Origin of the sequence: Microbacterium sp. CJ77, assembly GCF_002911615.1 — a bacterium.
Taxonomy (GTDB): Bacteria; Actinomycetota; Actinomycetes; order Actinomycetales; family Microbacteriaceae; genus Microbacterium.
In genome coordinates, this window is record NZ_PQBR01000006.1 from 904,184 (window position 1) to 926,814 (window position 22,631).

Sequence of the window (22,631 nt, forward strand, 5' to 3'; positions counted from 1 at the left end):
ACTGATCGGGTGAGTGACACACCCGCCTGGGCCGCATCCATCGAGTGGTTGCCCCTTCCCGCTGCCGCCCAGCTGATGGGCGAAACACCCGGCCGCGTCCGCCGCCTGCTCGATGACCATCATCTGGTCGCGATGCGTGTGGACGGCGCGCTCAAGATCCCCGCCGACTTCTTCGTCGATGAGCGGCCCCTGCCGTCGTTGCGCGGCACGATCATGGTGCTCCTCGATCGCGGTTTCTCCACCGACGAGATCATGGAGTGGCTCTTCGAGACCGAAGAGACCATGGGCGATGCGCCGATCGCGGTCCTGCGCTCGGGGCGCAAGAGCGAGGTCCGGCGCGTCGCGCAGTCCCTGGGCTGAGCGCTCACATACTCCCCACCCACGTCGCTGGGGCGTCGAGGCTGCGTTGGGGCGCGGATTGCCACGCCCCAACGAGGCTCTGTCGCCCCAACCATGAGGGTGGGCATCGGGTGGGCATCGGGTGGGCATCGCGAGGCTCACGCGCCTCGTCGTGACGCGGGACTATGCCACGCGGTCGACGGCCGCGCGCGCGAGATCGCGGAGCGCCCCGACCGAAGCGTTGTCGAGGGGCGCGCCCGACAGGGCTCGGTCCGCCTCGTGCGCGTAGGACGCGATGAGCTCTTCCACGCAGTCGAGGGCTCCACTGTCACGGATGGTGTTCTGAAGCATCCGTACCTGCGCGTCATCGAGATCGGGATCGCCGACGAGCTCGTCGAGGGTGCGGCGGACGGATGACGCGAGTCCCTGACGCGCGAACGCGATGAGCGCCGTGCGCTTGCCCTCGCGCAGGTCGTCGCCGCTCGGCTTGCCGGTCGCGGCCGAGTCCCCGAAAACGCCGAGCACGTCGTCGCGCAGCTGGAAGGCCATGCCGACGGGGTGACCGAAGGCGCGCAGTGCCTGCCGCTGCTCCGTGCGGGCGCCGCCGATCGCCGCGCCGATGAGCAGCGGCTGCTGCACCGAGTAGCGCGCGGACTTGAACGAGGCGACGAGCAGGGCGCGATCGAGTTGCTCGTCTTCGGGCGCGGGCACGGTCTCGGCCGCGATGTCGAGATACTGGCCGACCGTCACGTCGCGTCGCATCTCGGCGTATTGGCGTCGGGCCGCCCGCGCGCGGTCGGCGGGCACATCCGCGATGCCCTCCTCGAACAGGTCGTCGCTCCAGGCGACGAGCAGGTCGCCGGCGAGGATCGCGGAGGAGCGACCGTAGGCGGCGGCGTCGCCCGTCCACCCCCCGGCGCGGTGGGCACCCTCGAACGCGCGGTGCGTCGCCGGTCGACCGCGGCGCGTGTCCGAGTTGTCGATGATGTCGTCGTGCACGAGCGCCGCCGCGTGGAACACCTCGAGCGCCGCGGATGCCGTGACGATCTCGTCCGTGCCCGAGGCATCCGTCACCGCCCGCCAACCCCAGTAGCAGAACGCCGCGCGCAGCCGCTTTCCCCCCTGCAAGGTGGCGGCGGAGAGCTCGAGGATCGGGCGCGCGAGCGGACCGGCGTCTGCCGCCTCGGCGACGCGAGCCGAGACAAATCTCTCCAGTCGCTGTGAAACCGCTTGGATGGCGTCTGGGGAACCCTGCACGGGCCTAGCCTAGTAACCGGCGCCGCGAGTAGACTGAGGCGCAATCTTTAGAACCCAACGGGGGACCGATGCCACTCTCTGAACAGGAGCAGCGCCTTCTCGATGAGATGGAGCGCCACCTTCTGCGCAACGACGCCGATGTCGTCAGCTCGGACCGCGAGGGCCGCGCCATCAACTACCGCAATGTCACTCTGGGTGCGATCATCGTGCTCGTCGGAATCGGTGCGCTCGTGGCGGGTGTCGCCACACAGCTGATCGTCGTCGGAATCCTCGGCTTCGTCGCGATGCTCGGGGGCGTTGTCCTCGCTCTCACACCGACACGGGTCGACATCACGCGGATGCCCGCCCCGGGAAGCCCGAGTGCTCCGCGCCGCGCAACCCAGGTCAGTTTCATGGATCGTATGAACGATCGATGGGATCGGCGCCAGGACGGCCACTAGTCCTCCACCTCTCTCCACTCTTCGGGGTCGACCTTCGGGTCGGCCCCTTTTTTTGTGCGCGCTTTCGCATTCGGGTCCGAACTTCCGCGTCATTCCACGAACATCCGAGAGGAATGACGTGTCCTCGAGTGGTCCAGCGGGGGCCTTTCTCGACGATCGGGGGACCTTGTTCCTCTCGGATGTTCGGTCGTGCGGACGCTCTCACTCGTATTAGTGGTGCAAAAACGTAGGAAAGTGGAGGGAAGTGGAGTAACGTGGGGCCATACCTGAGGCGGGCCGGGCGAAGGGGGGTACACGTCGATGCTTCTCGGCACCTACACCCCCAAGCTCGACGACAAAGGACGCGTCATCCTCCCCGCAAAGTTCCGCGAAGACCTTGCCGGCGGCATCGTCATCACCCGCGGTCAGGAACGCTGCCTCTACGTCTTCAGCTCCGCCGAGTTCGAGCGCGTCCACGAGCGCATCCGCGAGGCCCCGCTCAGCAACCGTCAGGCGCGCGACTTCCTGCGCATGTTCCTCTCGGGCGCGAGCGCCGAGATGCCGGACTCGCAGAACCGCATCACGGTTCCCACCCACCTCCGCGCGTATGCGGGCCTCGAGAAGGAACTGATCGTGACGGGTGTCGGCGCGCACGCCGAGATCTGGAACGCGGATGCCTGGAACGCCTACGCCGCCGCAAACGAGGAGTCGTACTCCGACCTCGAGCAGGAGGTGATCCCGGGCCTCTTCTAAAGCCCCCTGGTCCTGACTCCCAGCCGCCACGCCCTGACACACTTCCCCGGTGCCAGGTCGGAGCGGATGGGGATCAGGACCCGGGGTCCCGCCCCTCTCATCATGGAAACCCGCGACCGCCATACCCCTGTCCTGCTCGAGCGCTGCATCGAGCTGCTCGCCCCTGCGCTGCAGAAACCGGGCGCGGTGCTCGTCGACGCGACGCTCGGGATGGGCGGACACTCCGAGGCGTTCCTCGAGCGGTTCCCCGACATCCACCTGATCGGCCTCGATCGTGACACCGATGCCCTCCGCCTGGCGGGGGAGCGGCTCGCGCGCTTCGGCGACCGGGTCACTTTGGTGCACACCGTCTACGACGGCATCGCGCAGGCTGCGGCCTCCGCGGGCTACGACCGTGTCGACGCGATCCTCTTCGATCTGGGCGTTTCGTCGCTGCAGCTCGACGAGTCCGATCGCGGCTTCGCCTACTCGCGCGACGCGCCCCTGGACATGCGGATGGATCAGACCGGCGGGCCGACGGCCGCGGACGTCATCGCGACATACCCCGAGGGCGCCCTCCGCGCGATCTTCGAACGGTATGGCGAAGAGAAGCTCGCCGCCCGTTACGCCCGCTTCATCGTCGCGGCCCGCAACAAGGCCCCCATCCTGCGGTCGGGTGAGCTCGTCGAGGTGCTCGTGGCCGCGACGCCCGCGGCCGCTCAGCGCGCCGGGCACCCGGCGAAGCGGGTCTTCCAGGCGTTGCGTATCGAGGTCAACACCGAACTCGTCGCGGTCGAGCGGGCGATCCCCGCCGCGCTCGACCTGCTCGCCGTCAAGGGTCGCATCGTCGTGCTGGCCTACCAGTCGCTCGAGGACCGGATCGTGAAGCGTGCGTTCGCGGATGCCTCGGCCTCGACCGCGCCCGCGGGGCTCCCCGTCGAACTCCCCGAGCACGCTCCGCAGTTCCGCCTGCTCGTCAAGGGCGCCGAGCTCGCTTCCGAGGACGAGCGCGAACGCAACCCGCGCGCCACGCCCGTCCGCCTCCGCGCCGCAGAGAGAGCGAGGGCCGCATGAGCCTCGCAACAGTCGCCCCCCTCGTCCCCGGCAGTCCGACACGACCGGCTCGAAGTCGACTCCGCGCCGTCGACGGCGCCCCCGCGCGCCGCCGCCGTCCGCGGTTGGCGTATGCGATCATCGCGCTCAGCGGTGCTCTCGCCATTGCAGCGGCTCAGATGGGAATCTCGATCGCCATGACCCAGGGCGTGTACGAAGAACAGGCACTCACCCAGCAGGTGCGAGCGTTGCAGTACGAGAGCCAGTCGTTGACGCAGCAGCTTGTCGGTCTGAGCTCGCCCCAGTACCTCGCCGCGAACGCCTCGGCGCTGGGCATGGTCATCAACGAGGCGCCGTCATACCTGCGTCTGTCGGATGGCGCGATCCTCGGCAGCGGCGCCGCCGCGCCCTGGCAGTCCACCGTCGACGCGATCGGCCGCGGAAGCGTTCCGAACGCGCTCGTCGCCACGGCCCCGCTCGTCACGGCACCCGACGCGACGATCGAGGGTCTGCCCGAGGTGCCGGTGGCGCCGACCGATGCCGTCGTGACCGGACCGCCCGCCCTCTCCGAGGGGCTGCCCGCCCCGCAGACCCGCTGACCACTGCCCACACACCACTGAGCCGCCCAGAGTCTTCGGAATCGACATACGAAACGCAGCGTCGCACACATGACCACACGCACCACACGTTCCCCCCGCCGCCGCACCGTGGTCGCTCTCGCCGTCGTGCTGTCGATCCTCGGAGTCTTCGTCGTACGCCTGGTCGACATCCAGGTCGTCAACGCCGATGAGCACCGGGCCGACTCGGCCGGGGTCGGGATGCTCGCGACCAACAAGCTGGAGGGTGCACGCGGCACCATCGTGGATGAGACGGGCGCCGTACTCGCCGGCAACACGATGCTGTACGACGCTCAGGTCGACCCGCAGAACATCCTCAATCAGAAGTTCAGCGACGGCCGGACCGTGCAAGAGGTCTGGCCCGAGCAGGCCGCACAGATCGCGGGAGTCACCGGTCAGACGCCGGAGCAGGTGCAGCAGATCGTCGCGGACGTGCTGGCGGCCAACTCCGAGTCCCAGTGGGCGCAGATCGCCACCAAGCTCAGCACGGACCAGTACCAGGCCCTCGTCGCGCTCGAGCTCCCGTTCCTGTACACGACGCCGCACCCGGCCCGAAGCTATCCGGATGGCGCCGTCGGTGGCAACCTCGTCGGATTCGTCGGATCCGATGGCGAGGCTCTCGCGGGTCTCGAGCTGGCGCAGAACGACTGCCTGCAAGCGACGCCGGGCTCCGAGTCCTACGAACGCGGCAAGGACGGAGTCATCATCCCGGGCACGCTTCAGCAGACGCCCGCGGTCGATGGCGGCACCCTGCAACTGACGATCAACCGCGACCTGCAGTGGTACCTGCAGCAGATGGTCGCGGAAGAGGTGCAGAACCAGCAGGCCAACTACGGCACGGCGTTCGTCGTCGAGGTCGCGACGGGAAAGATCCGCGCCGCCGCCGAGTATCCGACGGTCGACCCCAATGACGTCAACGCCGCGGCCGAGGCCGACCGCAGCAGCCGCATCTTCACCTACGAGTTCGAGCCGGGCTCGACCTTCAAGCCCGTGACCGCCGCGACGATCATCGACTCGGCGGGGGTCACCCCGCTCACCCCCACGCTTCCCGCCGCGGGGCGCGAGACGCTGCCCGGCGACATCACCGTCAACGACGTCTTCTCGCACCCGTCGTACAACTACACGATGACCGGCGCGCTCGTGGACTCCTCGAACGTCGCGCTGTCGAAGTTCGGCACGCTGGTGTCAGACGAGGTGCGCCACGACTACCTCGCACGATTCGGGGTGGGACAGAAGACCGAGGTCGGCTTTCCCGGTGAGCGCGAGGGCATCCTGCACGACGCGCCCTGGGACCAGGCATCCCATTACACGTCGACCTTCGGCCAGTCGTTCACGGTGACCGTTCCCCAGGTCGCGAGCGTCTACCAGACGATCGCGAATGGCGGAGTGCGGATGCCGCTGAGCCTGGTCGAGTCGTGCACGACGGCGTCCGGCGAGGTCATCGAGCCGGACCTTCCGGCCCCCGAGCAGATCATCAAGCCGCAGACCGCCGCGGACGTCACGCTGATGCTCGAGAACGTCTTCCAGCAGGTGACGAACCACAAGGTTCTGGCCGTCTCGGGGTACCGGATGGCGACCAAGTCGGGAACGGCCGAGAAGGCGAACGACGACGGCAACGGGTACAAGAAGGGCATCTTCTACACGACGCTCGCCGGGTTCGCGCCCGCCGACGACCCGAAGTACGTGGTGATCTTCACGCTCGACGAGCCGAAGAAGAATAGGATGTCTTCGGCCAATGCCGCCGGATTCCAGAAGGCGATGACCCAGGTCTTGAAGACCTATCGGGTGCTGCCGTCCACCACACCGGGGCCCGAGATCCTGCCCAAATACCAGTAAATCCTGCCCGCGAAACCCTGACCACCGAGTACTGACGTCCCGCGGGCGCCGCCCACAGCCCACCGTCCAGGGAGAGTGTCCATGATCGCGCTGACGTATGCCGAGATCGCCCGAGTCACCGGGGGCGATCTGCGTACGGCCGGATCCGACACTCCCGATTCGGTGATCGAGGGCACGGTCGAGACCGACTCCCGCCTGATCGAGCCCGGGGGCATCTTCGCCGCCAAGCCGGGCGCCGAGACGGACGGGCACCTGTTCGTCGGCACCGCGCACGAGCGCGGTGCCGTCCTCGCCCTCGTCGAACGCCTCGTCGACACCCCGATCACCCAGGTCGTCGTGCCGAGCGTCGTCAGCGCGCTGGCCGACCTGGCCCGCCATGTGGTCGCCACCGTCCGCAATCGCGGAGAACTCACGGTCGTCGGCATCACGGGCTCGAACGGCAAGACCACGACGAAGAACATGGTCGCCCGCATCCTGCGGGACGAGGGCGAGACCGTGTGGCCCCACGCATCCTTCAACAACGAGGTCGGCGCGCCCCTGACGATGCTGCGCGTGACCGACAGCACGCGGTATCTCGTGTGTGAGTTCGGTGCGAGCGCGCCGGGCGAGATCGCCCGCCTCGCGGGGCTCGTCACGCCCGACATCGGCGTCGTGCTGATGGTCGGCATGGCGCACGCCGGAGGGTTCGGCGGCATCGAGGCGACCGTCGCCGCCAAGTCCGAGCTGGTCCAGGCGGTGCGAGCGGGGGGCACGGCCGTGCTGAACGCCGACGATCCGCGCGTTGCCGGGATGGCGACGATCGCCCGCGACCGCGAGGTCGACGTCGTGTGGTTCGGACGCGGGGCGAACGCCGACGTATGGGCCGACGACATCCGGGTCTCCGCCGAGGGCACGACGTGTGACGTGAGTGCCGGGGGAGTCACGGTACCGCTGCGACTGCGTGTCCTCGGCGAGCACTTCGTGGCCAACGCCCTCGCCGCCATCGCCGTCGCGACGCGCATCGGCGTGCCGCTGCGCACGTGCGTCGAACGACTCGAGACGGTCGAACTCGCGGAGCGCTGGCGGATGCAGCCGCTCGGAAATGACCGTGTGCGCATCATCAACGACGCCTACAACGCGAGCCCCGACTCGATGTCGGCGGCACTGCGCACCCTCGCTCAGATCACCGGTCCGGGCCAGCGCACGGTCGCCGTGCTCGGGGCGATGAGCGAGCTCGGTGAATACGCCGACGACGAGCACGACCGCGTCGGACTCCTGGCGGTGCGACTCGGCATCCAGCGCATCGTCATCGTGGGGACCGAGGCGCGGCGCATGTTCCTCGAAGCCATCGCGCAGGGCTCATGGGACGGCGAGGCCGTGTTCTTCGCGGACGCGGATGCCGCCCACGACTATCTGCTCGGGGAGCTGCGCGACGGAGATCGGGTGCTGGTGAAGTCGTCCAACGCGGCGGGGCTCCGGCACCTGGGCGATCGTCTGGGAGAATCGTTCTCGTGAGATCCCTTCTGACGGCGGCAGCGATCTCTCTGGCGTTCACGCTCTTTCTCACGCCCGTCTTCATCCGGCTGTTCCGCAAGTGGGGCTGGGGCCAGGTCATCCGCACGCCCGAGGCGATCGAGAACCCGAGCCACGCGCAGAAGCGTGGCACCCCCACGATGGGTGGCCTGATCTTCATCGTCGGCACCATCTTCGGGTATCTGATCGGCGGGTTCACGGGCGGCAACCCCCCGACGATCTCGGGGCTGCTCGTCATCTGGATGATGATCGGGTTCGGCGCGGTCGGCTTCATCGACGACTACATGAAGGTCCGCAGCCAGCGGAGCCTCGGGCTCTCGGGGTGGCGCAAGATCGTCGGCCAGGTCCTGGTCGCGGTGCCCTTCGGCATCGTCGCCCTCAACTTCCCGAACGCGTGGGACCAGACCCCGGCGTCGGCCTATGTCTCGCTGTTCCGGGACATCCCGGTGCTGTCGTTCATGGCGCTGGGTCCGGTGATCGGCTGGATCCTGTACCTCACGTGGCTCTCGCTGATCGGGGTCGCGACGTCGAACAGCGTCAACGTGTCGGACGGGCTGGACGGTCTCGCCGCCGGTGCGGGGATCTTCGTCGTGGGCGCGTACAGCCTCATCGCCTTCTGGCAGTTCCAGCAGGTCTGCACCGGCGAGGGGCCGACCCCCGCCGTCCTGGCGGCCTGCTACGACACTCCCAACTCGTTCGATCTGGCCATCGTCTCGGCATCCTTCGTGGGCGCGCTCGTCGGGTTCCTGTGGTGGAATGCGCCGACCGCGAAGCTCTTCATGGGCGACGTCGGGTCCATGTCGATCGGTGGCGTCATCGCGGCGATGGCCATCCTGACGCGCACCGAGCTGCTGGTCGTCCTGGTCGCCGGCGTCTACGTCATCGCGTCGGGCTCGGTCATCCTGCAGCGCGCCTATTTCAAGGCAACGCGCGGCAAGCGCCTGTTCCTGATGAGCCCGCTGCACCATCACCTCGAGATGCGCGGATGGTCCGAGGTCACGATCGTCGTGCGCATGTGGATCATCGCGGGGATGCTCGCGGTGTCGGGCATCGGCCTGTTCTACGTCGAGTGGCTGACCCGGGCATGAGCGCCCCGCTCGCCGAGCTCACCAGCTGGAACGCCGACTGGAAGGGCCTTCGGGTCGTCGTCCTGGGCCTCGCGCAGACCGGGTTCTCGGTCGCCGACACCCTCACCGAGCTCGGCGCGGAAGTCCTCGTCGCGACCGAGTCCGCGGCCGAGGAGTACGCCAGCCTGCTTCCGGTGATCGGGGCCGATCTGCACGTCGGTCCGCTCGACGAGGTCCCCGACCGCGTGCGGGAGTTCGCGCCCGACGTGATCGTGGCCTCGCCCGGGTTCGCGCCCGGACACCCCGTCGTGCGGTGGGCCCTCGAGACATCCGTTCCCCTGTGGGGCGACATCGAACTCGCGTGGCGGGTGCGCGACAAGGTTTCGCGCCCGGATGGCTCGCCCGCCGACTGGATCCTGGTCACCGGGACGAACGGCAAGACCACGACGACCCGATTGGCGGCCACGATGCTCGTGGCGGGAGGGCTGCGCGCCGCGCCCTGCGGCAACATCGGTGTGCCGGTGCTCGACGCCATCCGCGATCCCGCCGGATTCGACGCCCTCGTCGTCGAACTGTCGAGTCACCAGCTCTGGTACCTGTCCCTGGCCGAGCCGGAGGGGCAGCCCTTCCCGCTCGCCTCGGTGTGCCTGAACCTCGCCGACGACCACCTCGAGTGGCACGGATCCTTCGACGCGTATCGCGGGGCGAAGGCCGTCGTCTACCGCAACACCCGCGTCGCCTGCGTCTACAACAAGGCGGATGTCGCGACTCGAGAGATGGTCGAGGACGCCGAGGTCGTCGAGGGTGCCCGGGCGATCGGGTTCGATCTGGGCGTGCCGGGACCGAGCGACGTGGGCATCGTCGACGGCATCCTCGTTGACCGGGCCTTCCTCGAGGAGCGCCGATCGAGCGCTCTCGAGATCACGACCCTCGAACGTCTCGCGACGGTCGGGCTGATCGCGCCGCACATCGTCGCCAACATCCTGGCCGCGGCGGCCCTCGCGCGCGCCGCCGGAGTCGAGCCGGTCGCCATCCGTGACGCACTGGACACCTTCCGGCTCGACCCGCACCGGATCGAGGTCATCGCTCACCACGCCGGTGTGACCTGGGTGGACGATTCCAAGGCGACGAACCCGCACGCCGCGGCGTCGTCGCTCTCGGCCTACCCCGGGGCCATCTGGGTCGTCGGCGGTCTGCTGAAGGGCGTCGACATCGCTCCTCTCGTCGCGGGGCGCGGCAGCGCGGTCAAGGCGGCGATCGTGATCGGCCGCTCGCGCGACGACGTGCTCGCGGCATTCGCGCGACACGCCCCCGACGTGCCCGTGTTCGAGGTGGAGCACGGTGAGACTGAAGAGGTCATGAGGCGTGTCGTCCAGCGGGCGGCGGGCATCGCGGCGTCGGGAGACGTCGTGCTTCTCGCTCCGGCTTCGGCATCCTTCGACCAGTTCAGCGGATACGCCGAGCGGGGCACGCGCTTCGCGGAAGCGGTTCGCGAACACGTCGGAGGGCTCGATCCCGAGCATCGCGACACGGATCCCGAACGGGAAGACACGCATCCCGACGGGGACGACAACGAGGCAGGGGAGACGGATGGCGACTCGGACGCCGACGCGCCCCCCGCGGGCGGACCAGCAGCCTGACGATGCGCCCGCGCCCCGCGGGCTGGCGGCCCGTGTCTCGCTCGGCCGGGTGTTCGCACCGGTGCCCAGCGAGTTCTTGCTGATCGCCTCGACCGCGATCCTGCTGACCGGCTTCGGTCTCGTGATGGTGCTGTCGGCGACGACCGCCTCCGCGACCGCCGAGGGCGCGAGCCCGTTCGAAAGCCTCTTGAAGCAGGGCGTGTTCGCGGTCATCGGTATCCCGCTCATGTTCGTGGCTTCCCGCTTTCCCGTGTCGTTCTGGAAGCGGATCGCCTGGCCCCTGCTCGGTATCGCGACACTCTTTCAGCTGCTCGTGTTCGTTCCCGGACTCGGTATCGAGATCCTCGGAAACCGCAACTGGATCTCGATCGCGGGGCAGACCGTCCAGCCGTCCGAGTTCCTGAAGCTCTCGCTCGCCCTGTGGGTCGCTTACGTGCTGTACCGCAAGCAGACCCTGCTCGGCCTCTGGCGCCACGTGTTCATCCCGCTCGTCCCGGTGTCGGCGGCGGTCATCGCGACCGTCATGGCGGGGCACGACCTCGGCACGGCCATGATCCTGGTGTTGATCCTGCTGGGTGGCCTGTTCTTCTCGGGTGTGCGGCTGCGGATCTTCCTGTTGCCTCTCATCGCTGCCGCCGCCTATGTGGCCTACATGGCGGTCGCGAGCCCGAACCGCATGCGCCGCATCATGAGCTTCATGAACGAGGACTGCGACTACTTCAACGACTGCTATCAGGCGATGCACGGCGTCTTCGGGCTGGCGGGCGGCGGCATCTTCGGGCTGGGCCTCGGCAACTCGAAAGAGAAGTACGGGTGGCTGCCGGCCCGCGCCAACGACTACATCTTCGCGATCGTGGGAGAAGAGGTGGGGCTGATCGGATGCATCGTCATCCTCGGCCTGTTCACGCTGTTCGCGGTGGGTGCCTTCCACGTCATCCGCAAGACGCATGACCCGTTCATCCGCATCGCCTCGGGCGGAATCACCGTGTGGATCGTGGGCCAGGCCCTCATCAACATCGGCGTCGTGCTGCGCATCTTCCCCGTCCTGGGTGTGCCCCTGCCGTTCATGTCGCAGGGTGGCACCGCCCTGCTGTCGGTCCTGCTGGCGTGCGGCGTGCTGCTGTCGTTCGCGCGCACACTGCCGACTTCCGCACCCGAGACCCGAACGGGTCTGCGCGGCGGAACGAGCGCGGCCCGTCGGGGTAAAGTCTCGGCGTGACGACCTACCTTCTGGCAGGCGGGGGAACCGCCGGCCATGTCAATCCGCTGTTGGCGGTTGCCGACGGCCTGCGTGCGCGCGAACCCGAGGCGAAGATCCTCGTCCTCGGCACCAAAGAAGGGCTCGAGGCGCGTCTCGTCCCCGAGCGGGGGTACGAGCTGCTGACGATCGAGCGCCTGCCGTTCCCGCGCCGCCCCGATCGCGCGGCGATCGGCTTTCCGGCGCGGTTCCGGCGCGCGGTCGGGCACGTGCGCCGCGTGATCAGCGATCGGGACGTCTCCGTCGTCGTCGGATTCGGGGGGTACGCCTCCGCGCCCGCCTATGTCGCGGCACGACGCTCCGGCATCCCGTTCGTCGTGCACGAGGCGAATGCCCGTCCCGGTCTGGCGAACGTGCTGGGGGCGCGCCGTGCGGCCGGTGTCGGCGTTGCGTTCGCCGGTACGCCCCTGCGGCGCTCGCGCGTGGTCGGGATGCCGCTGCGCCGCGAGATCGTCGACCTCGATCGTGCGGGTTTGCGCGACGAGGCCGCCGCGCACTTCGGGCTCGAGTCCGCTCGGCCCACGCTTCTGGTGTTCGGCGGCTCGCTCGGGGCGCTGCGCCTGAACGAGGCTTTCGCGGGTTCCTATGCGGACGTGCTCGCGGCGGGATATCAGCTCGTGCACGTCACGGGGGAGCGGTCGGACTGGCGGGACCCGGGCGCGCCCGGATACGTCGTGAAGAAGTACGAGGACCGGATGGACCTCGCCTTCGCGATGGCCGATGTCATCGTCTCGCGGGCGGGAGCGGCGACGGTCAGCGAGATCAGCGCGCTCGGCATCCCCGCCGTGTATGTGCCCTACGCGGTGGGTAACGGCGAGCAGCGCCTGAACGCGGCGTCCGCGGTTGCGGCGGGAGCGGCGGTGCTGATCGACGACGCCGCGTTCACGGCCGAGCGGGTGCGGGCGGAGGTCCTGCCGCTCCTGGCCGATCCGGCTCGACTCGACGCCATGCGAGCGGCCGCGGCATCCGTCGGCTCGCGCCGTGGCACGGAAGACCTCATCGCGCTGATCGACGAGGCCCTCGCGCGCTGAGGCGCCCGCTCGGCCTCGAGCTGCTGGGGCCTCGACCTGCTGGGGCCTCGATCTGCTCGGGCTCGAGCTGCTCGGGCTTCGAGCTGTCACGCACCGCTCGATCGGCGCCGCGATACAGCGTTCCTCGCCAGTTCGATGGCTCCAACCACCTCGAACGGACGCGACATGCCGTTCCCCATCGATGGGGAACGGCATGTCGCGACCGTTCGTGAGGTTCCGCGGGGGTTCCGGGTCAGGGGGAGACTATGCGGATGCTGGGTAGGGCCGGTGGTCGCGGTGGGTGCGGCGCGTGCTCAGCCGGCGGCCTTCGCCGACCGCGAGGATGAGCGCCGCGATCGGGAGCAGGAAGGGCAGCATCTGGATGGCCAGGGCGGTGACGACCACCGCCGCGCCGCACATGATCGCGATCGTCGTTTGAACCGTTCGAGCGGCCCAGCGTCCGGTCGAGAGGATCCACGTGACCGCGCCGCCCAGGGGGAGCCCCGCGATCAGAAGCGCCCACACGATACGGTTCCCATCCCCGCCCCCGACGATGTTCTCGGTTGCGGCGATGACGAACCCTCCGGCGATGAGCAATGCGGGTCCCCAGGCGTGGAGTGCGCGGTGGTGGGCGGATCGCATCAACCCGATCGTCGCGCAGTACGGCAGCGCGGCGATGAAGCCGGCGACGATGCCGAAGCGCATCGCCCCGGTTCCATCCAGGGTGGATCCGGGCCATCCGCTTCCCGTGAGAGCGAACAGGACAGCCGCGGTACCCGCGACCGCGGACGCCACGGCGCAGACCAGAACGGTTCTGCTCGCGGGCCGGGTCGTTCTCGCGGCGCGTGGGGCGGGGGGCGCCGGGTTCGAGATCGGTGCCCGTGGCTGGGCCAGGAGAATCACGGAGCCGAGGGTTGCGATTGCCAGAAGCGCCCCGCTCGCCGGGCTCAGAAGCGAGAACGCGAGAAACGGGTAGGCGACCGCAGCGCACGCCGCACCAGCCAGCCGAGCCCAGACCGCGCGCATCGCGGGGGCGCGGAGCATTCCTCCCACGACGACCGCACCCCAGGCCATGGCGGCGAGCCACGCGGCGGCGGCGAACCAGATGAAAGCCTGCGCGAACCATCCGCGGGTGGTCCCGGCGTCGGCTTCGTCGAAACCGACGCTCCACGAGAGGGCGACGAGCGTCGAGAGCGTCGTCGCCGGCAGAGCGAGAGAAATACCCGTCAGCGCCTCTGCGGCGGAGATGATCCCGCGTGTGCGCAATGTGGCAACGACGGCGACCAGGATGAGGAGCGGGCCGACCCCGAATCCGGGTATCAGCCACGCCGCGCCGACGCCCAGAAACAACAGGGGGATGCCCGCGAGGGCGAGCGCGGCCGCGAGGGACGCCGCGACGATCGCGGTGCGCCGGTCCAGACGGGCACCGAGACCGTGGAGTATCGCCCCGCGTCGCATCGAGGCATCCGGTGTCTGCAAACCGCGCGCCTCCGCGTCATCGAGCATCGTGCCGAGCACGATCGACTCGTTGCGTTCGCGCCAGCGGCGGGGGTACCACCGCAGGAGCGCGCGGAACTCCCGCTCGTCCGGCGTCGTCATGCGAACGTCGCCGCGCGGGTCACGATGACGGGCGCTGGCCGCGGGGGTGCGAGCGCCGCGCGGGCCGCGGATGCTCGCCTCTCGAGGTCGGCGAGCTCATCTTCGAGGCGGGACCGGCCGGTGTCGGTGAGCGCGTAGTAGCGGCGCGCCCGCCCATCGACGATCTCGTCACCGTCCTCGATCACGAGGCCACGGGCTTGCAGGCGCTCGATCGTGGCATACAGGGTCGTGGTCTTGAGGGCACCCGGGTCGCCGGATGCCTCGTCCACATGCCGCAGGATCGCGTAGCCGTGGCGGCGGCCCTGCGTCAGGCTCGTCAGGACCCAGAAGGCGGTCGTGCCCAGTGATGCGCTCATGGGTCGAACATATTCCCAAGTCGGGAGTATGTCCAGGGCGGGCCGGTCAGACATCTTCGAACGGTCGCGACATGCCGTTCCACACCGACATGGAACGGCATGTCGCGACCGTTCGAGGCGCAGCGGCCTCGCGGCGCGCCGCATGGAGCCGGGTGACCGGGCGCGCCGAGCGCCGACCTCGCAGGTCGCCGACCTAGACTTGTCGGGCCATGATCCGACCCGACCTGACCCTGCCGATTCCCGCGAACATCGAGTCCGCGCACTTCATCGGCATCGGCGGATCCGGGATGTCCGGGCTCGCGCGCATGTTCCTGGCCCGCGGCATCCGGGTGTCCGGCTCCGACCGCGCCGACAGCGCCGCGCTCCGCGAACTCGAAGCGCTCGGGGCGCGTGTGCACGTCGGTCATGACGCCGCCAACCTCGGCGACGCCGACACCGTCATCCACACGGGCGCGATCTGGCCCGAGAACCCCGAGTTCGTCCTGGCGAAAGAACGCGGGATGCCCGTCATCCACCGGTCGCAGGCGCTGCACTGGCTGATCGGCGGGCGGCGTCTGGTCTCGGTCGCCGGTGCGCACGGCAAGACGACGTCGACCGGGATGATCGTCACCGCTCTGCAGGACCTGGGCTCCGACCCGACCTTCGTGAACGGGGGAGTGATCGCCCAGCTCGGCGCGTCGAGCGGAACGGGTGCCGATGAGCTCTTCGTGATCGAGGCCGACGAGTCCGACGGCACGTTCCTGCTGTACGACACCTCGATCGCGCTCATCACCAACGTCGATCCCGATCACCTCGACCACTACGGTACGAACGACGCCTTCGACGACGCGTTCGTGCGCTTCGCGGACGGGGCGCGCGAGAGCGTCGTCATCTCGGCGGACGATCCCGGCGCGCTCCGCGTGAGCGCACGCCTCACGCATCCGAATGTCGTCACGTTCGGGGAATCCGCGGGCGCGGATGTCCGCGTCACCGACATCGTCACAGATGGTCCGGTGTCGTTCGCGATCACCTATTGCGGACGCACGGAACACGCACGACTCGCTATCCCCGGCGCGCACAACGCGATCAACGCCGCCGGCGTCGTCGCGGTGCTGCTCTCGCTCGGGCACGAACTCGAGCCCGCGCTGCGAGCGGTAGAAGGCTTCGCGGGAACCGTCCGTCGCTTCGAGCTGCACGGCGTCGCGCGCGGAGTGAGCGTCTTCGACGACTATGCGCACCACCCGACTGAGGTGGCCGCGGCCCTCGCCGCGGCGCGCACCGTGATCGGCGACGGCCGTATCATCGCGGTGCATCAGCCGCACACCTACTCCCGAACGCAGCAGATGTACCGGGAATTCGCCGAGGTGCTCGAGGAATACGCCGACCACACGGTCGTGCTCGACGTCTACGGCGCGCGCGAGGACCCGATCGAAGGCGTCACCGGTGCCCTCGTCCGTGACGCCTTCGCCGACCCCGACCACGTCGCGTTCGTGGCCGACTGGCAGCAGGCGGCGGACTACACCGCGACGGTCGCCCGCGACGGCGACTACGTCATCACGCTCGGCTGCGGCAACGTCTACCTGATCATCCCGCAGGTGCTCGAAGCACTCGCGCAGACGACGCCGGCCGGCGTCTCGGACTGACGGATGCGTCGGCCCCCGCCGCTTCCCGCGTCCGAGAAAGCCGGGCCCACGCCGAAGCGCACGACCTCGCGTTCGTGGGACGACGAGCCGGCCGCGCCGCGCGGGCTCGAGGGCTCGGGCGAGGAAGCATCCGCTCTGCCCCCTTCGACGGGTCCCGAAGTACCCGCGCCCGGTCCCCGCGATGTCGCATCGCAGGAGGATGTGGGGCACGAGACGACGACGCCGCGCCGCACGGGGATCCGCGACGTCTGGCGTGCCGCGCGCGCCCGGCGTCGTGCCCTGCGTCGTGAGGTGCGCCGCTTCACTGTCCGGAGCAGGCGCCGTCGGCTGGCGTGGCTCGTGGGCACCGCGGCGGTGCTGCTGCTGATCGTCGGGAGCGTCGGCGCCGCGTACAGCCCGCTGTTCGCCGTCGAGCGGATCGAGGTCGTCGGCACGACATCGCTCCCCGCAGCGACGGTCGAAGAGGCGCTCTCGGGCCAGCTCGGCACGCCGTTGCCGCTCGTCGACGCGAGCGCCGTGAAGGCGGCCCTCGTCGCATTTCCGCTCGTCGAGTCCTACACGCTGGAGGCGCGACCGCCGCACGACCTGGTGGTACGGATCGTCGAGCGGACCCCGATCGGCGTCATCCAGACGGACGCAGGCTGGACGCTGGTCGATGCGGCGGGCGTTGCGCTCGAGACGAGCCCGACCGCGCCGGAGGGTCGACCGGTTCTCGAGATCGCGGGCGGCACGACATCCGGGGCGTTCGAGTCCGCGGGTCTCGTGATGCGCGCCCTGCCGGACGCGATCGCGGCGCAGGTGACCCGGGTCGCTGCGACGACGCGCGACGACGTCACGCTGACCCTCGCGAGCGGCACGCAGGTCGTCTGGGGTGCGGTCGAAGAGACGGGTCAGAAGGCGCTGAACCTCGACCGGGCGATGACCGCGCGGCCGGGGATGTCGGTGTACGACGTCTCGTCGCCGGCATCCGTCGTCGTCCGCTGACGCCGTCCATTCGGGTCACGCGAGCGGAGATTCCGTCCGTGTGTGGCGACACGCCGCGCGCCTGCGGGCGGGGGAGGAGCCCCGGCCTACCGTGTGAACAGAGGAAATGCATACCGGGCATTTCTTTACAGTTCTACTTGAGGTTGAAGGTTTCACCCAGGTTCGCGACACGGAGGCCGGCATGAGCCAGAACCAGAACTACCTCGCCGTCATCAAGGTCGTCGGCGTCGGCGGCGGCGGCGTCAACGCCGTCAACCGCATGATCGAGCTCGGCCTGCGCGGCGTGGAGTTCATCGCGATCAACACCGACGCGCAGGCGCTGCTGATGAGCGACGCGGACGTCAAGCTCGACGTCGGTCGCGAGATCACCCGCGGCCTCGGCGCCGGTGCCGACCCCGAAGTGGGTCGCCGCGCGGCGGAGGACCACGCGGAGGAGATCGAAGAGGCCCTGCGTGGCGCCGACATGGTCTTCGTCACGGCCGGCGAAGGCGGCGGCACGGGCACGGGTGGTGCGCCCGTCGTCGCCAAGATCGCGAAGTCGATCGGAGCCCTCACGATCGGTGTCGTCACGCGCCCGTTCTCGTTCGAGGGACGCCGGCGTCAGACCCAGGCCGACACGGGTGTCGCGCGCCTGAAGGAAGAGGTCGACACACTCATCGTCGTGCCGAACGATCGGCTGCTCGAGATCAGCGATCGCGGCATCTCGATGATCGAGGCGTTCGCCACGGCCGACCAGGTCCTGCTCGCCGGTGTTCAGGGCATCACCGACCTCATCACGACGCCCGGTCTCATCAACCTCGACTTCGCCGACGTCAAGTCGGTCATGCAGGGCGCGGGATCGGCACTCATGGGCATCGGTTCGGCACGCGGCGCGGATCGCGCGATCAAGGCCGCCGAGCTCGCGGTCGAATCCCCCCTGCTCGAGGCCTCGATCGAGGGCGCGCACGGTGTGCTGCTGTCGATCCAGGGCGGCTCGAACCTCGGAATCTTCGAGATCAACGATGCCGCGCAACTCGTCAAAGAGGCCGCGCACCCCGAGGCGAACATCATCTTCGGAACGGTCATCGACGACACGCTCGGCGACGAGGTGCGCGTCACCGTCATCGCCGCGGGATTCGACGGCGGCGAACCGATGCAGCGGAGCGAGCCGATCCTTGCCCAGCGCCAGGTTCCCGCCCTGCCCACCGCCACGGCGGACGAGGCGGCCGAGGTCAAGGTCGAGGCGCGCGAATCGGTCTCGGTGGGTTCGGCTTCGGGCCCGATCGTCCCCGAAGCCGCGGGATTCGACTCGGCGTTCGGCGACGACGACCTCGACATCCCCGATTTCCTGAAGTAGCGGCTTCCTCGAGGATGCCGCGGCCCACGAGAGGTGCCGCATGACCGAAGCGGCCCCTCTCGTGGACCGACTGGCTCGGGTGGACGAGCGCATTGCCGCCGCCGCCCGGGCGAACGGACGCGACCCGTCCGATATCACGCGGATCGTCGTCACGAAGTTCCACCCGGCGCAGCTCGTGCGGGACCTGTACGCCCTCGGCGTCCGCGACGTGGGCGAGAACCGCCAGCAGGAGATCACGGCGAAGCGTGCCGAGCTCGACGACCTCGCCGACCTGCGGTGGCACTTCGTCGGGCAGATCCAGACCAACAAGGCGCGCGCCGTGCGAGCCGCCGCATCCGTCGTCCATTCGGTCGACCGTGCCAGGCTCGCCGACGCCCTCAGCAGTGCAGCCGACCCCGGTACGCCGCCGCTCGACGTGCTCCTGCAGGTCAACCTGACGCTCGACGCGGGGCGCGGCGGGACGAGCGAGTCCGACGTCGTCGCCCTGGCCGAGCATATCGCCGGATGCCCCGGGCTCCGGTTGCGCGGAGTCATGGCGGTCGCGCCCCTCGACGAGCACCCTGCCGAGGCCTTTGCGCGCCTGGCCGAGCACGGCGCACGCGTGCGCGCCGTGGTGCCCGACGCATCCTGGATCAGCGCCGGGATGACGGGCGACTTCGAGGAAGCGATCGCCGCCGGCGCGACACACCTGCGGATCGGGTCCGCAATCACGGGCAACCGACCCGCCCACGGTTAACCTCGAAACAGACGAGCCAACACGGAGGATGCGATGTCGAACCCGCTCAAGAAGACCATGGTCTACCTCGGTCTTGCCGACGAAGAAGAAGTCGTCGACGAGCCGCAGCAGCAGCACTCGCGGGTGCACGCCGTCGAGCCCAAGGGTACGGTCACGCCGCTCCGCCCGAAAGCCGTCCACCAGCCCGCCGCGGGCGGACTGACCGAGATCCTCACGGTTCACCCCAAGCAGTATCGCGATGCACAGGTCATCGCCGAGAACTTCCGCGAGGGGATCCCCGTGATCATCAACCTCTCGCAGATGAGCGATGCCGACGCTCGCCGCCTGATCGACTTCGCCAGCGGGCTGTCCCTGGGGCTGTACGGACGCATCGAGCGGGTCACGAGCAAGGTCTTCCTGCTCTCGCCCGAACACGTCGAGGTTTCGGGTGACGGCGGCATCCCGCACGCCGACCCGGACGCGGCGCCCTTCTCCGCGTCGTAGTCTGTATACGTGGAACTGCTGAGGCTCATCGCGTCGATCCTCAACGGTCTGATCCTGCTGTACGTCTTCGTGCTGCTGGGACGACTCATTCTCGAGTACATCCCGGTGTTCAATCGCGAATGGCGTCCTCGCGGCGCGGGCCTCGTCTTCGCCGAGATCATCTATACCGTTACGGATCCTCCCATCCGGCTCTTCCGTCGATTCATCCCCCCGCTTCGCATCGGACCGGTGGCGATCGACCTCGCTTTCGCGCTCACGATCTTCTTGTGTTTCATCCTGTTGAGCGTCACGCGCTCCATCGCCGGCGCGGCATAGATCCGCGCTCCCGGGCGGTCCGATGCGGTCCGCGCGCACCCGGTCCGCTCTCGCGGCGCCGTGACGGCTCAGCTATGCTGATGGCTTCGCGCCCCAGCGCAGCCACGCCGTGACCAGCAGAGATGAACAGGACGGATCCCCCATGGCTCTGACCCCCGATGACGTTGTTACCAAGCAGTTCCAGCACGTCCGGTTCAAAGAGGGTTTCGACCCCGAAGAGGTCGATGACTTCCTCGACGAGATCGTCGTCGAATGGCGCAAGACGATCGCCGAGAACGAAGAGCTGAAGGCCAAGCTCGAGGCCTACGAGTCCGGTGAGAAGCCCGCCGCAGCCGCCCCCGCTGCTGAGCCGACTCCCGAGGCCCCCGTTGCTGCCGCTCCGTCCGCGGACGACGCCGGTGCGAGCACCAGCGCCGGCATCATCGAGCTCGCCCAGCGTCTCCACGACGAGCATGTCGCCGAGGGTATCGCCCAGCGCGACAAGCTCGTTTCGGAGGCCGAGGCGACCGCGTCGCGCATCGTCGCCGAGGCCGAGGCCAAGCAGCGCGAAGAATCTGCGCGTCTCGAGAAGGAGCGCAAGGCGCTCGAGGGTCGCATCACCGAGCTCCGTCAGTTCGAGCGGGACTACCGCGCTCAGCTGCGCAGCTACATCGAGGGTCAGCTGCGCGACCTCGAGACGTCCGGTTCGACCTCGGGCTCGACGCCCGTGTCGGCCATCGGTCTCTAGGCCTTGACAGCTCCGAGCCCCGCACCCGAGCAGTCCGCGGGGCCGCGCAAGCCACTCAACCGATCGGCGGCCATCGCCATCATCGCGACTCTCGCGGTGGTGGCCCTGGCCGCCGATCAGCTGAGCAAGTACTTCGTCCTGCAGAACCTGACCCCGGGCGATCCGGTACCGATCCTGGGCGAATTCCTGGTGTTCGTCCTGGTGTTCAACCCGGGCGCGGCGTTCTCGCTCGGTGAAGGCGTGACCTGGGTCTTCACGATCGCCCTCGCCGCGGTCGCGGTCGCGATCGTATGGCTGATGATCACGCGAGTCCGATCGCGGGTGTGGGCCGTCGTGCTCGGGCTCCTGCTCGGCGGTGTGCTCGGCAACCTCACGGATCGACTGCTGCGCGACCCAGGCTTCCCCGTGGGTCACGTGGTGGACTTCATCTCCACGCCATGGATGATGCCCGCGATCTACAACGTCGCCGACATGTTCATCGTGTGCGACATGATCGTCATCGCCCTGCTCGTCCTGATCGGCCTGCACATGGACGGTACGCGCGAGCGCCGCGAGGATCGCACCTCGAGCTCCACCGAACAGGACGCTTCGGATGCCGGGTCTTCAGAGGGCGGTCCCGTTTCCATCCAGGGCATCTCGATCGAGGGCGTCGGGGCCGATCGCGATGCGCTGTTCCCCGTCGCGGATCCGGATGTCGGTGCCCCGCACCCGTCCACGCGCCCGTCACGCCCCGCCACCGTCGACGGTGACGACGAGCAGTCGAGGATCTAGTCGTGCCGGCGCGGAGCCTTCCCGTGCCCGACGGCCTCGAGGGGACACGGGTCGACGCGGCCCTGGCCAAGATGCTCGGGTTCTCGCGCACGTTCGCGGCTGAGGTCGCGGAGTCCGGCGGAGTCAGCGTGGACGGCCGCGTCGTCGGCAAGTCCGATCGTCTTTCCGGCGGCGCGTGGCTCGAGGTCGTGTGGGAAGAGCGCCAAGAGCCCCGGGTGGTCCCCGTGACGGTGCACGGTTTCGGCATCGTCTACGACGACGACGACATCGTCGTGATCGACAAACCGGCGGGCGTCGCCGCGCATCCGAGCGTCGGCTGGGAGGGCCCCACGGTCCTGGGCGCCCTCGCGGCGAGCGGGTACACCATCGCGACGACCGGCGCCGCCGAACGCCAGGGGATCGTGCACCGCCTCGACGTCGGCACGAGCGGCCTCATGGTCGTCGCCAAGTCCGAGGCCGCGTACGTCGCTCTGAAGCGCGCCTTCAAGGAGCGCGAGGTCGAGAAGATCTATCACGCGGTGGTGCAGGGGCATCCGGATCCGCTGTCCGGCACGATCGACGCGCCGATCGGCCGGCACCCGACGCACTCGTGGAAGTTCGCGGTCACACCGGATGGCAAGGACTCGGTCACGCACTACGAGACGCTCGAGGCGTTTCGCGGAGCTTCGCTGCTCGAGATCCACCTCGAGACCGGGAGGACGCACCAGATCCGGGTGCACCTGGCCGCGCAGAGGCATCCGTGCGTCGGCGATCCGCTCTACGGCGCGGACCCCACGATGTCGGCACGCCTCGGTCTCACACGCCAGTGGCTGCATGCCCGGCAGCTGTCGTTCCACCACCCGGCGAATGGCGAATGGGTGACGTTCGCGTCGGACTATCCGGCCGATCTCGCCCACGCGCTCGAGGTGCTGCGCACCGGGTAGTCGCATCGGACGACGATGTCGGTGACGGCCCGTAGTGTG

Annotated in this window: 23 protein-coding genes; 20 read left to right on the forward strand and 3 right to left on the reverse strand. The window is 69.1% G+C overall.

What is annotated here, in order from left to right; all coding sequences use genetic code 11:
- Positions 1-9 precede the first annotated feature (9 nt).
- A complete protein-coding gene (locus C2868_RS04965) occupies positions 10-360 on the forward strand; it encodes an Rv2175c family DNA-binding protein (protein WP_232711198.1) in 351 nt (116 codons plus the stop codon).
- A gap of 162 nt (positions 361-522) precedes the next feature.
- On the opposite strand, the gene C2868_RS04970 is transcribed toward C2868_RS04965, so the two are convergent.
- The gene (locus tag C2868_RS04970; protein ID WP_100811094.1) at positions 523-1,596 is read right to left on the reverse strand and encodes a polyprenyl synthetase family protein; all 1,074 of its coding nucleotides are present in this window, start codon (positions 1,594-1,596) and stop codon (positions 523-525) included.
- A 68-nt stretch (positions 1,597-1,664) separates the two neighbouring features.
- Between C2868_RS04970 and C2868_RS04975 the strand changes: the two genes are divergently transcribed.
- From C2868_RS04975 to murG, 10 genes are all read left to right on the forward strand, one after another.
- On the forward strand, positions 1,665-2,036 hold the full coding sequence (locus C2868_RS04975) for a DUF3040 domain-containing protein (RefSeq protein ID WP_036296441.1): 372 nt from the start codon (positions 1,665-1,667) through the stop codon (positions 2,034-2,036).
- Between the two features lie 300 nt (positions 2,037-2,336).
- Positions 2,337-2,768, forward strand: coding sequence for a division/cell wall cluster transcriptional repressor MraZ (mraZ, locus tag C2868_RS04980; protein ID WP_100811092.1), 432 nt, complete (start codon positions 2,337-2,339; stop codon positions 2,766-2,768).
- Positions 2,769-2,870: 102 nt separating this feature from the next.
- Positions 2,871-3,821 (forward strand): 16S rRNA (cytosine(1402)-N(4))-methyltransferase RsmH, encoded by a 951-nt coding sequence (rsmH, locus tag C2868_RS04985; protein WP_181003346.1) that lies wholly within the window; start codon positions 2,871-2,873, stop codon positions 3,819-3,821.
- Positions 3,818-4,399: a hypothetical protein gene (locus C2868_RS04990; RefSeq protein ID WP_146048006.1), complete on the forward strand. Its 582-nt coding sequence runs from the start codon at positions 3,818-3,820 to the stop codon at positions 4,397-4,399. The genes rsmH and C2868_RS04990 overlap by 4 nt, the downstream gene beginning before the upstream one ends.
- 69 nt (positions 4,400-4,468) lie before the next feature.
- Positions 4,469-6,253, forward strand: coding sequence for a penicillin-binding protein 2 (locus C2868_RS04995; RefSeq protein ID WP_100811089.1), 1,785 nt, complete (start codon positions 4,469-4,471; stop codon positions 6,251-6,253).
- Positions 6,254-6,334: 81 nt separating this feature from the next.
- Positions 6,335-7,747, forward strand: coding sequence for a UDP-N-acetylmuramoyl-tripeptide--D-alanyl-D-alanine ligase (gene murF / locus C2868_RS05000; RefSeq protein WP_100811088.1), 1,413 nt, complete (start codon positions 6,335-6,337; stop codon positions 7,745-7,747).
- On the forward strand, positions 7,744-8,853 hold the full coding sequence (gene mraY / locus C2868_RS05005) for a phospho-N-acetylmuramoyl-pentapeptide-transferase (protein WP_100811087.1): 1,110 nt from the start codon (positions 7,744-7,746) through the stop codon (positions 8,851-8,853). The genes murF and mraY overlap by 4 nt, the downstream gene beginning before the upstream one ends.
- Positions 8,850-10,472, forward strand: a complete 1,623-nt coding sequence (gene murD / locus C2868_RS05010; protein ID WP_100811086.1) for a UDP-N-acetylmuramoyl-L-alanine--D-glutamate ligase — start codon at positions 8,850-8,852, stop codon at positions 10,470-10,472. Before mraY ends, murD begins: the two co-directional genes overlap by 4 nt.
- Positions 10,423-11,691 (forward strand): putative lipid II flippase FtsW, encoded by a 1,269-nt coding sequence (gene ftsW, locus C2868_RS05015; RefSeq protein WP_100811085.1) that lies wholly within the window; start codon positions 10,423-10,425, stop codon positions 11,689-11,691. Before murD ends, ftsW begins: the two co-directional genes overlap by 50 nt.
- Complete coding sequence (gene murG / locus C2868_RS05020; RefSeq protein ID WP_100811084.1) at positions 11,688-12,761, forward strand: undecaprenyldiphospho-muramoylpentapeptide beta-N-acetylglucosaminyltransferase; 1,074 nt, start codon at positions 11,688-11,690, stop codon at positions 12,759-12,761. Before ftsW ends, murG begins: the two co-directional genes overlap by 4 nt.
- 243 nt (positions 12,762-13,004) lie before the next feature.
- On the opposite strand, the gene C2868_RS05025 is transcribed toward murG, so the two are convergent.
- Positions 13,005-14,339 carry a hypothetical protein gene (locus C2868_RS05025; protein ID WP_100811083.1) on the reverse strand — a complete coding sequence of 445 codons (1,335 nt, stop codon included), beginning with the start codon at positions 14,337-14,339 and terminating at the stop codon, positions 13,005-13,007.
- The gene (locus tag C2868_RS05030) at positions 14,336-14,695 is read right to left on the reverse strand and encodes a PadR family transcriptional regulator (protein WP_100811082.1); all 360 of its coding nucleotides are present in this window, start codon (positions 14,693-14,695) and stop codon (positions 14,336-14,338) included. Before C2868_RS05030 ends, C2868_RS05025 begins: the two co-directional genes overlap by 4 nt.
- A 209-nt stretch (positions 14,696-14,904) precedes the next feature.
- Here C2868_RS05030 and murC point away from each other — a divergent pair, with 209 nt between their 5' ends.
- The 9 genes from murC (at position 14,905) to C2868_RS05075 (ending at position 22,592) form a co-directional block, all read left to right on the forward strand.
- Positions 14,905-16,317: a UDP-N-acetylmuramate--L-alanine ligase gene (gene murC, locus C2868_RS05035; RefSeq protein ID WP_100811081.1), complete on the forward strand. Its 1,413-nt coding sequence runs from the start codon at positions 14,905-14,907 to the stop codon at positions 16,315-16,317.
- Positions 16,318-16,320: 3 nt separating this feature from the next.
- The gene (locus C2868_RS05040; RefSeq protein ID WP_100811080.1) at positions 16,321-17,301 is read left to right on the forward strand and encodes an FtsQ-type POTRA domain-containing protein; all 981 of its coding nucleotides are present in this window, start codon (positions 16,321-16,323) and stop codon (positions 17,299-17,301) included.
- 181 nt (positions 17,302-17,482) lie between these two features.
- Positions 17,483-18,637, forward strand: a complete 1,155-nt coding sequence (ftsZ, locus tag C2868_RS05045; RefSeq protein WP_100811079.1) for a cell division protein FtsZ — start codon at positions 17,483-17,485, stop codon at positions 18,635-18,637.
- 40 nt (positions 18,638-18,677) lie between these two features.
- Positions 18,678-19,373 (forward strand): YggS family pyridoxal phosphate-dependent enzyme, encoded by a 696-nt coding sequence (locus tag C2868_RS05050; RefSeq protein WP_100811078.1) that lies wholly within the window; start codon positions 18,678-18,680, stop codon positions 19,371-19,373.
- Positions 19,374-19,406: 33 nt separating this feature from the next.
- Positions 19,407-19,856 (forward strand): cell division protein SepF, encoded by a 450-nt coding sequence (locus tag C2868_RS05055; protein ID WP_036294602.1) that lies wholly within the window; start codon positions 19,407-19,409, stop codon positions 19,854-19,856.
- Between the two features lie 9 nt (positions 19,857-19,865).
- Positions 19,866-20,171, forward strand: a complete 306-nt coding sequence (locus C2868_RS05060) for a YggT family protein (protein WP_100811077.1) — start codon at positions 19,866-19,868, stop codon at positions 20,169-20,171.
- A gap of 142 nt (positions 20,172-20,313) precedes the next feature.
- Positions 20,314-20,898, forward strand: coding sequence for a DivIVA domain-containing protein (locus C2868_RS05065; protein WP_100811076.1), 585 nt, complete (start codon positions 20,314-20,316; stop codon positions 20,896-20,898).
- Positions 20,899-20,901: 3 nt separating this feature from the next.
- A complete protein-coding gene (gene lspA / locus C2868_RS05070; RefSeq protein WP_100811075.1) occupies positions 20,902-21,669 on the forward strand; it encodes a signal peptidase II in 768 nt (255 codons plus the stop codon).
- 2 nt (positions 21,670-21,671) lie between these two features.
- Positions 21,672-22,592 carry an RluA family pseudouridine synthase gene (locus tag C2868_RS05075; RefSeq protein WP_100811074.1) on the forward strand — a complete coding sequence of 307 codons (921 nt, stop codon included), beginning with the start codon at positions 21,672-21,674 and terminating at the stop codon, positions 22,590-22,592.
- The last annotated feature ends 39 nt before the right edge of the window (positions 22,593-22,631 follow it).

What these genes read in the sequence shown, in the direction of transcription:
- C2868_RS04975 (WP_036296441.1), top strand. Translation starts at nt 1,665, where the DNA reads ATGCCACTCTCTGAACAGGAGCAGCGCCTTCTCGATGAGATGGAGCGC.
- mraZ (WP_100811092.1), top strand. Translation starts at nt 2,337, where the DNA reads ATGCTTCTCGGCACCTACACCCCCAAGCTCGACGACAAAGGACGCGTC.
- rsmH (WP_181003346.1), top strand. Translation starts at nt 2,871, where the DNA reads ATGGAAACCCGCGACCGCCATACCCCTGTCCTGCTCGAGCGCTGCATC.
- C2868_RS04990 (WP_146048006.1), top strand. Translation starts at nt 3,818, where the DNA reads ATGAGCCTCGCAACAGTCGCCCCCCTCGTCCCCGGCAGTCCGACACGA.
- C2868_RS04995 (WP_100811089.1), top strand. Translation starts at nt 4,469, where the DNA reads ATGACCACACGCACCACACGTTCCCCCCGCCGCCGCACCGTGGTCGCT.
- murF (WP_100811088.1), top strand. Translation starts at nt 6,335, where the DNA reads ATGATCGCGCTGACGTATGCCGAGATCGCCCGAGTCACCGGGGGCGAT.
- murD (WP_100811086.1), top strand. Translation starts at nt 8,850, where the DNA reads ATGAGCGCCCCGCTCGCCGAGCTCACCAGCTGGAACGCCGACTGGAAG.
- ftsW (WP_100811085.1), top strand. Translation starts at nt 10,423, where the DNA reads ATGGCGACTCGGACGCCGACGCGCCCCCCGCGGGCGGACCAGCAGCCT.
- C2868_RS05025 (WP_100811083.1), bottom strand. Translation starts at nt 14,339, where the DNA reads ATGACGACGCCGGACGAGCGGGAGTTCCGCGCGCTCCTGCGGTGGTAC.
- C2868_RS05030 (WP_100811082.1), bottom strand. Translation starts at nt 14,695, where the DNA reads ATGAGCGCATCACTGGGCACGACCGCCTTCTGGGTCCTGACGAGCCTG.
- murC (WP_100811081.1), top strand. Translation starts at nt 14,905, where the DNA reads ATGATCCGACCCGACCTGACCCTGCCGATTCCCGCGAACATCGAGTCC.
- C2868_RS05040 (WP_100811080.1), top strand. Translation starts at nt 16,321, where the DNA reads ATGCGTCGGCCCCCGCCGCTTCCCGCGTCCGAGAAAGCCGGGCCCACG.
- ftsZ (WP_100811079.1), top strand. Translation starts at nt 17,483, where the DNA reads ATGAGCCAGAACCAGAACTACCTCGCCGTCATCAAGGTCGTCGGCGTC.
- C2868_RS05050 (WP_100811078.1), top strand. Translation starts at nt 18,678, where the DNA reads ATGACCGAAGCGGCCCCTCTCGTGGACCGACTGGCTCGGGTGGACGAG.
- C2868_RS05055 (WP_036294602.1), top strand. Translation starts at nt 19,407, where the DNA reads ATGTCGAACCCGCTCAAGAAGACCATGGTCTACCTCGGTCTTGCCGAC.
- C2868_RS05065 (WP_100811076.1), top strand. Translation starts at nt 20,314, where the DNA reads ATGGCTCTGACCCCCGATGACGTTGTTACCAAGCAGTTCCAGCACGTC.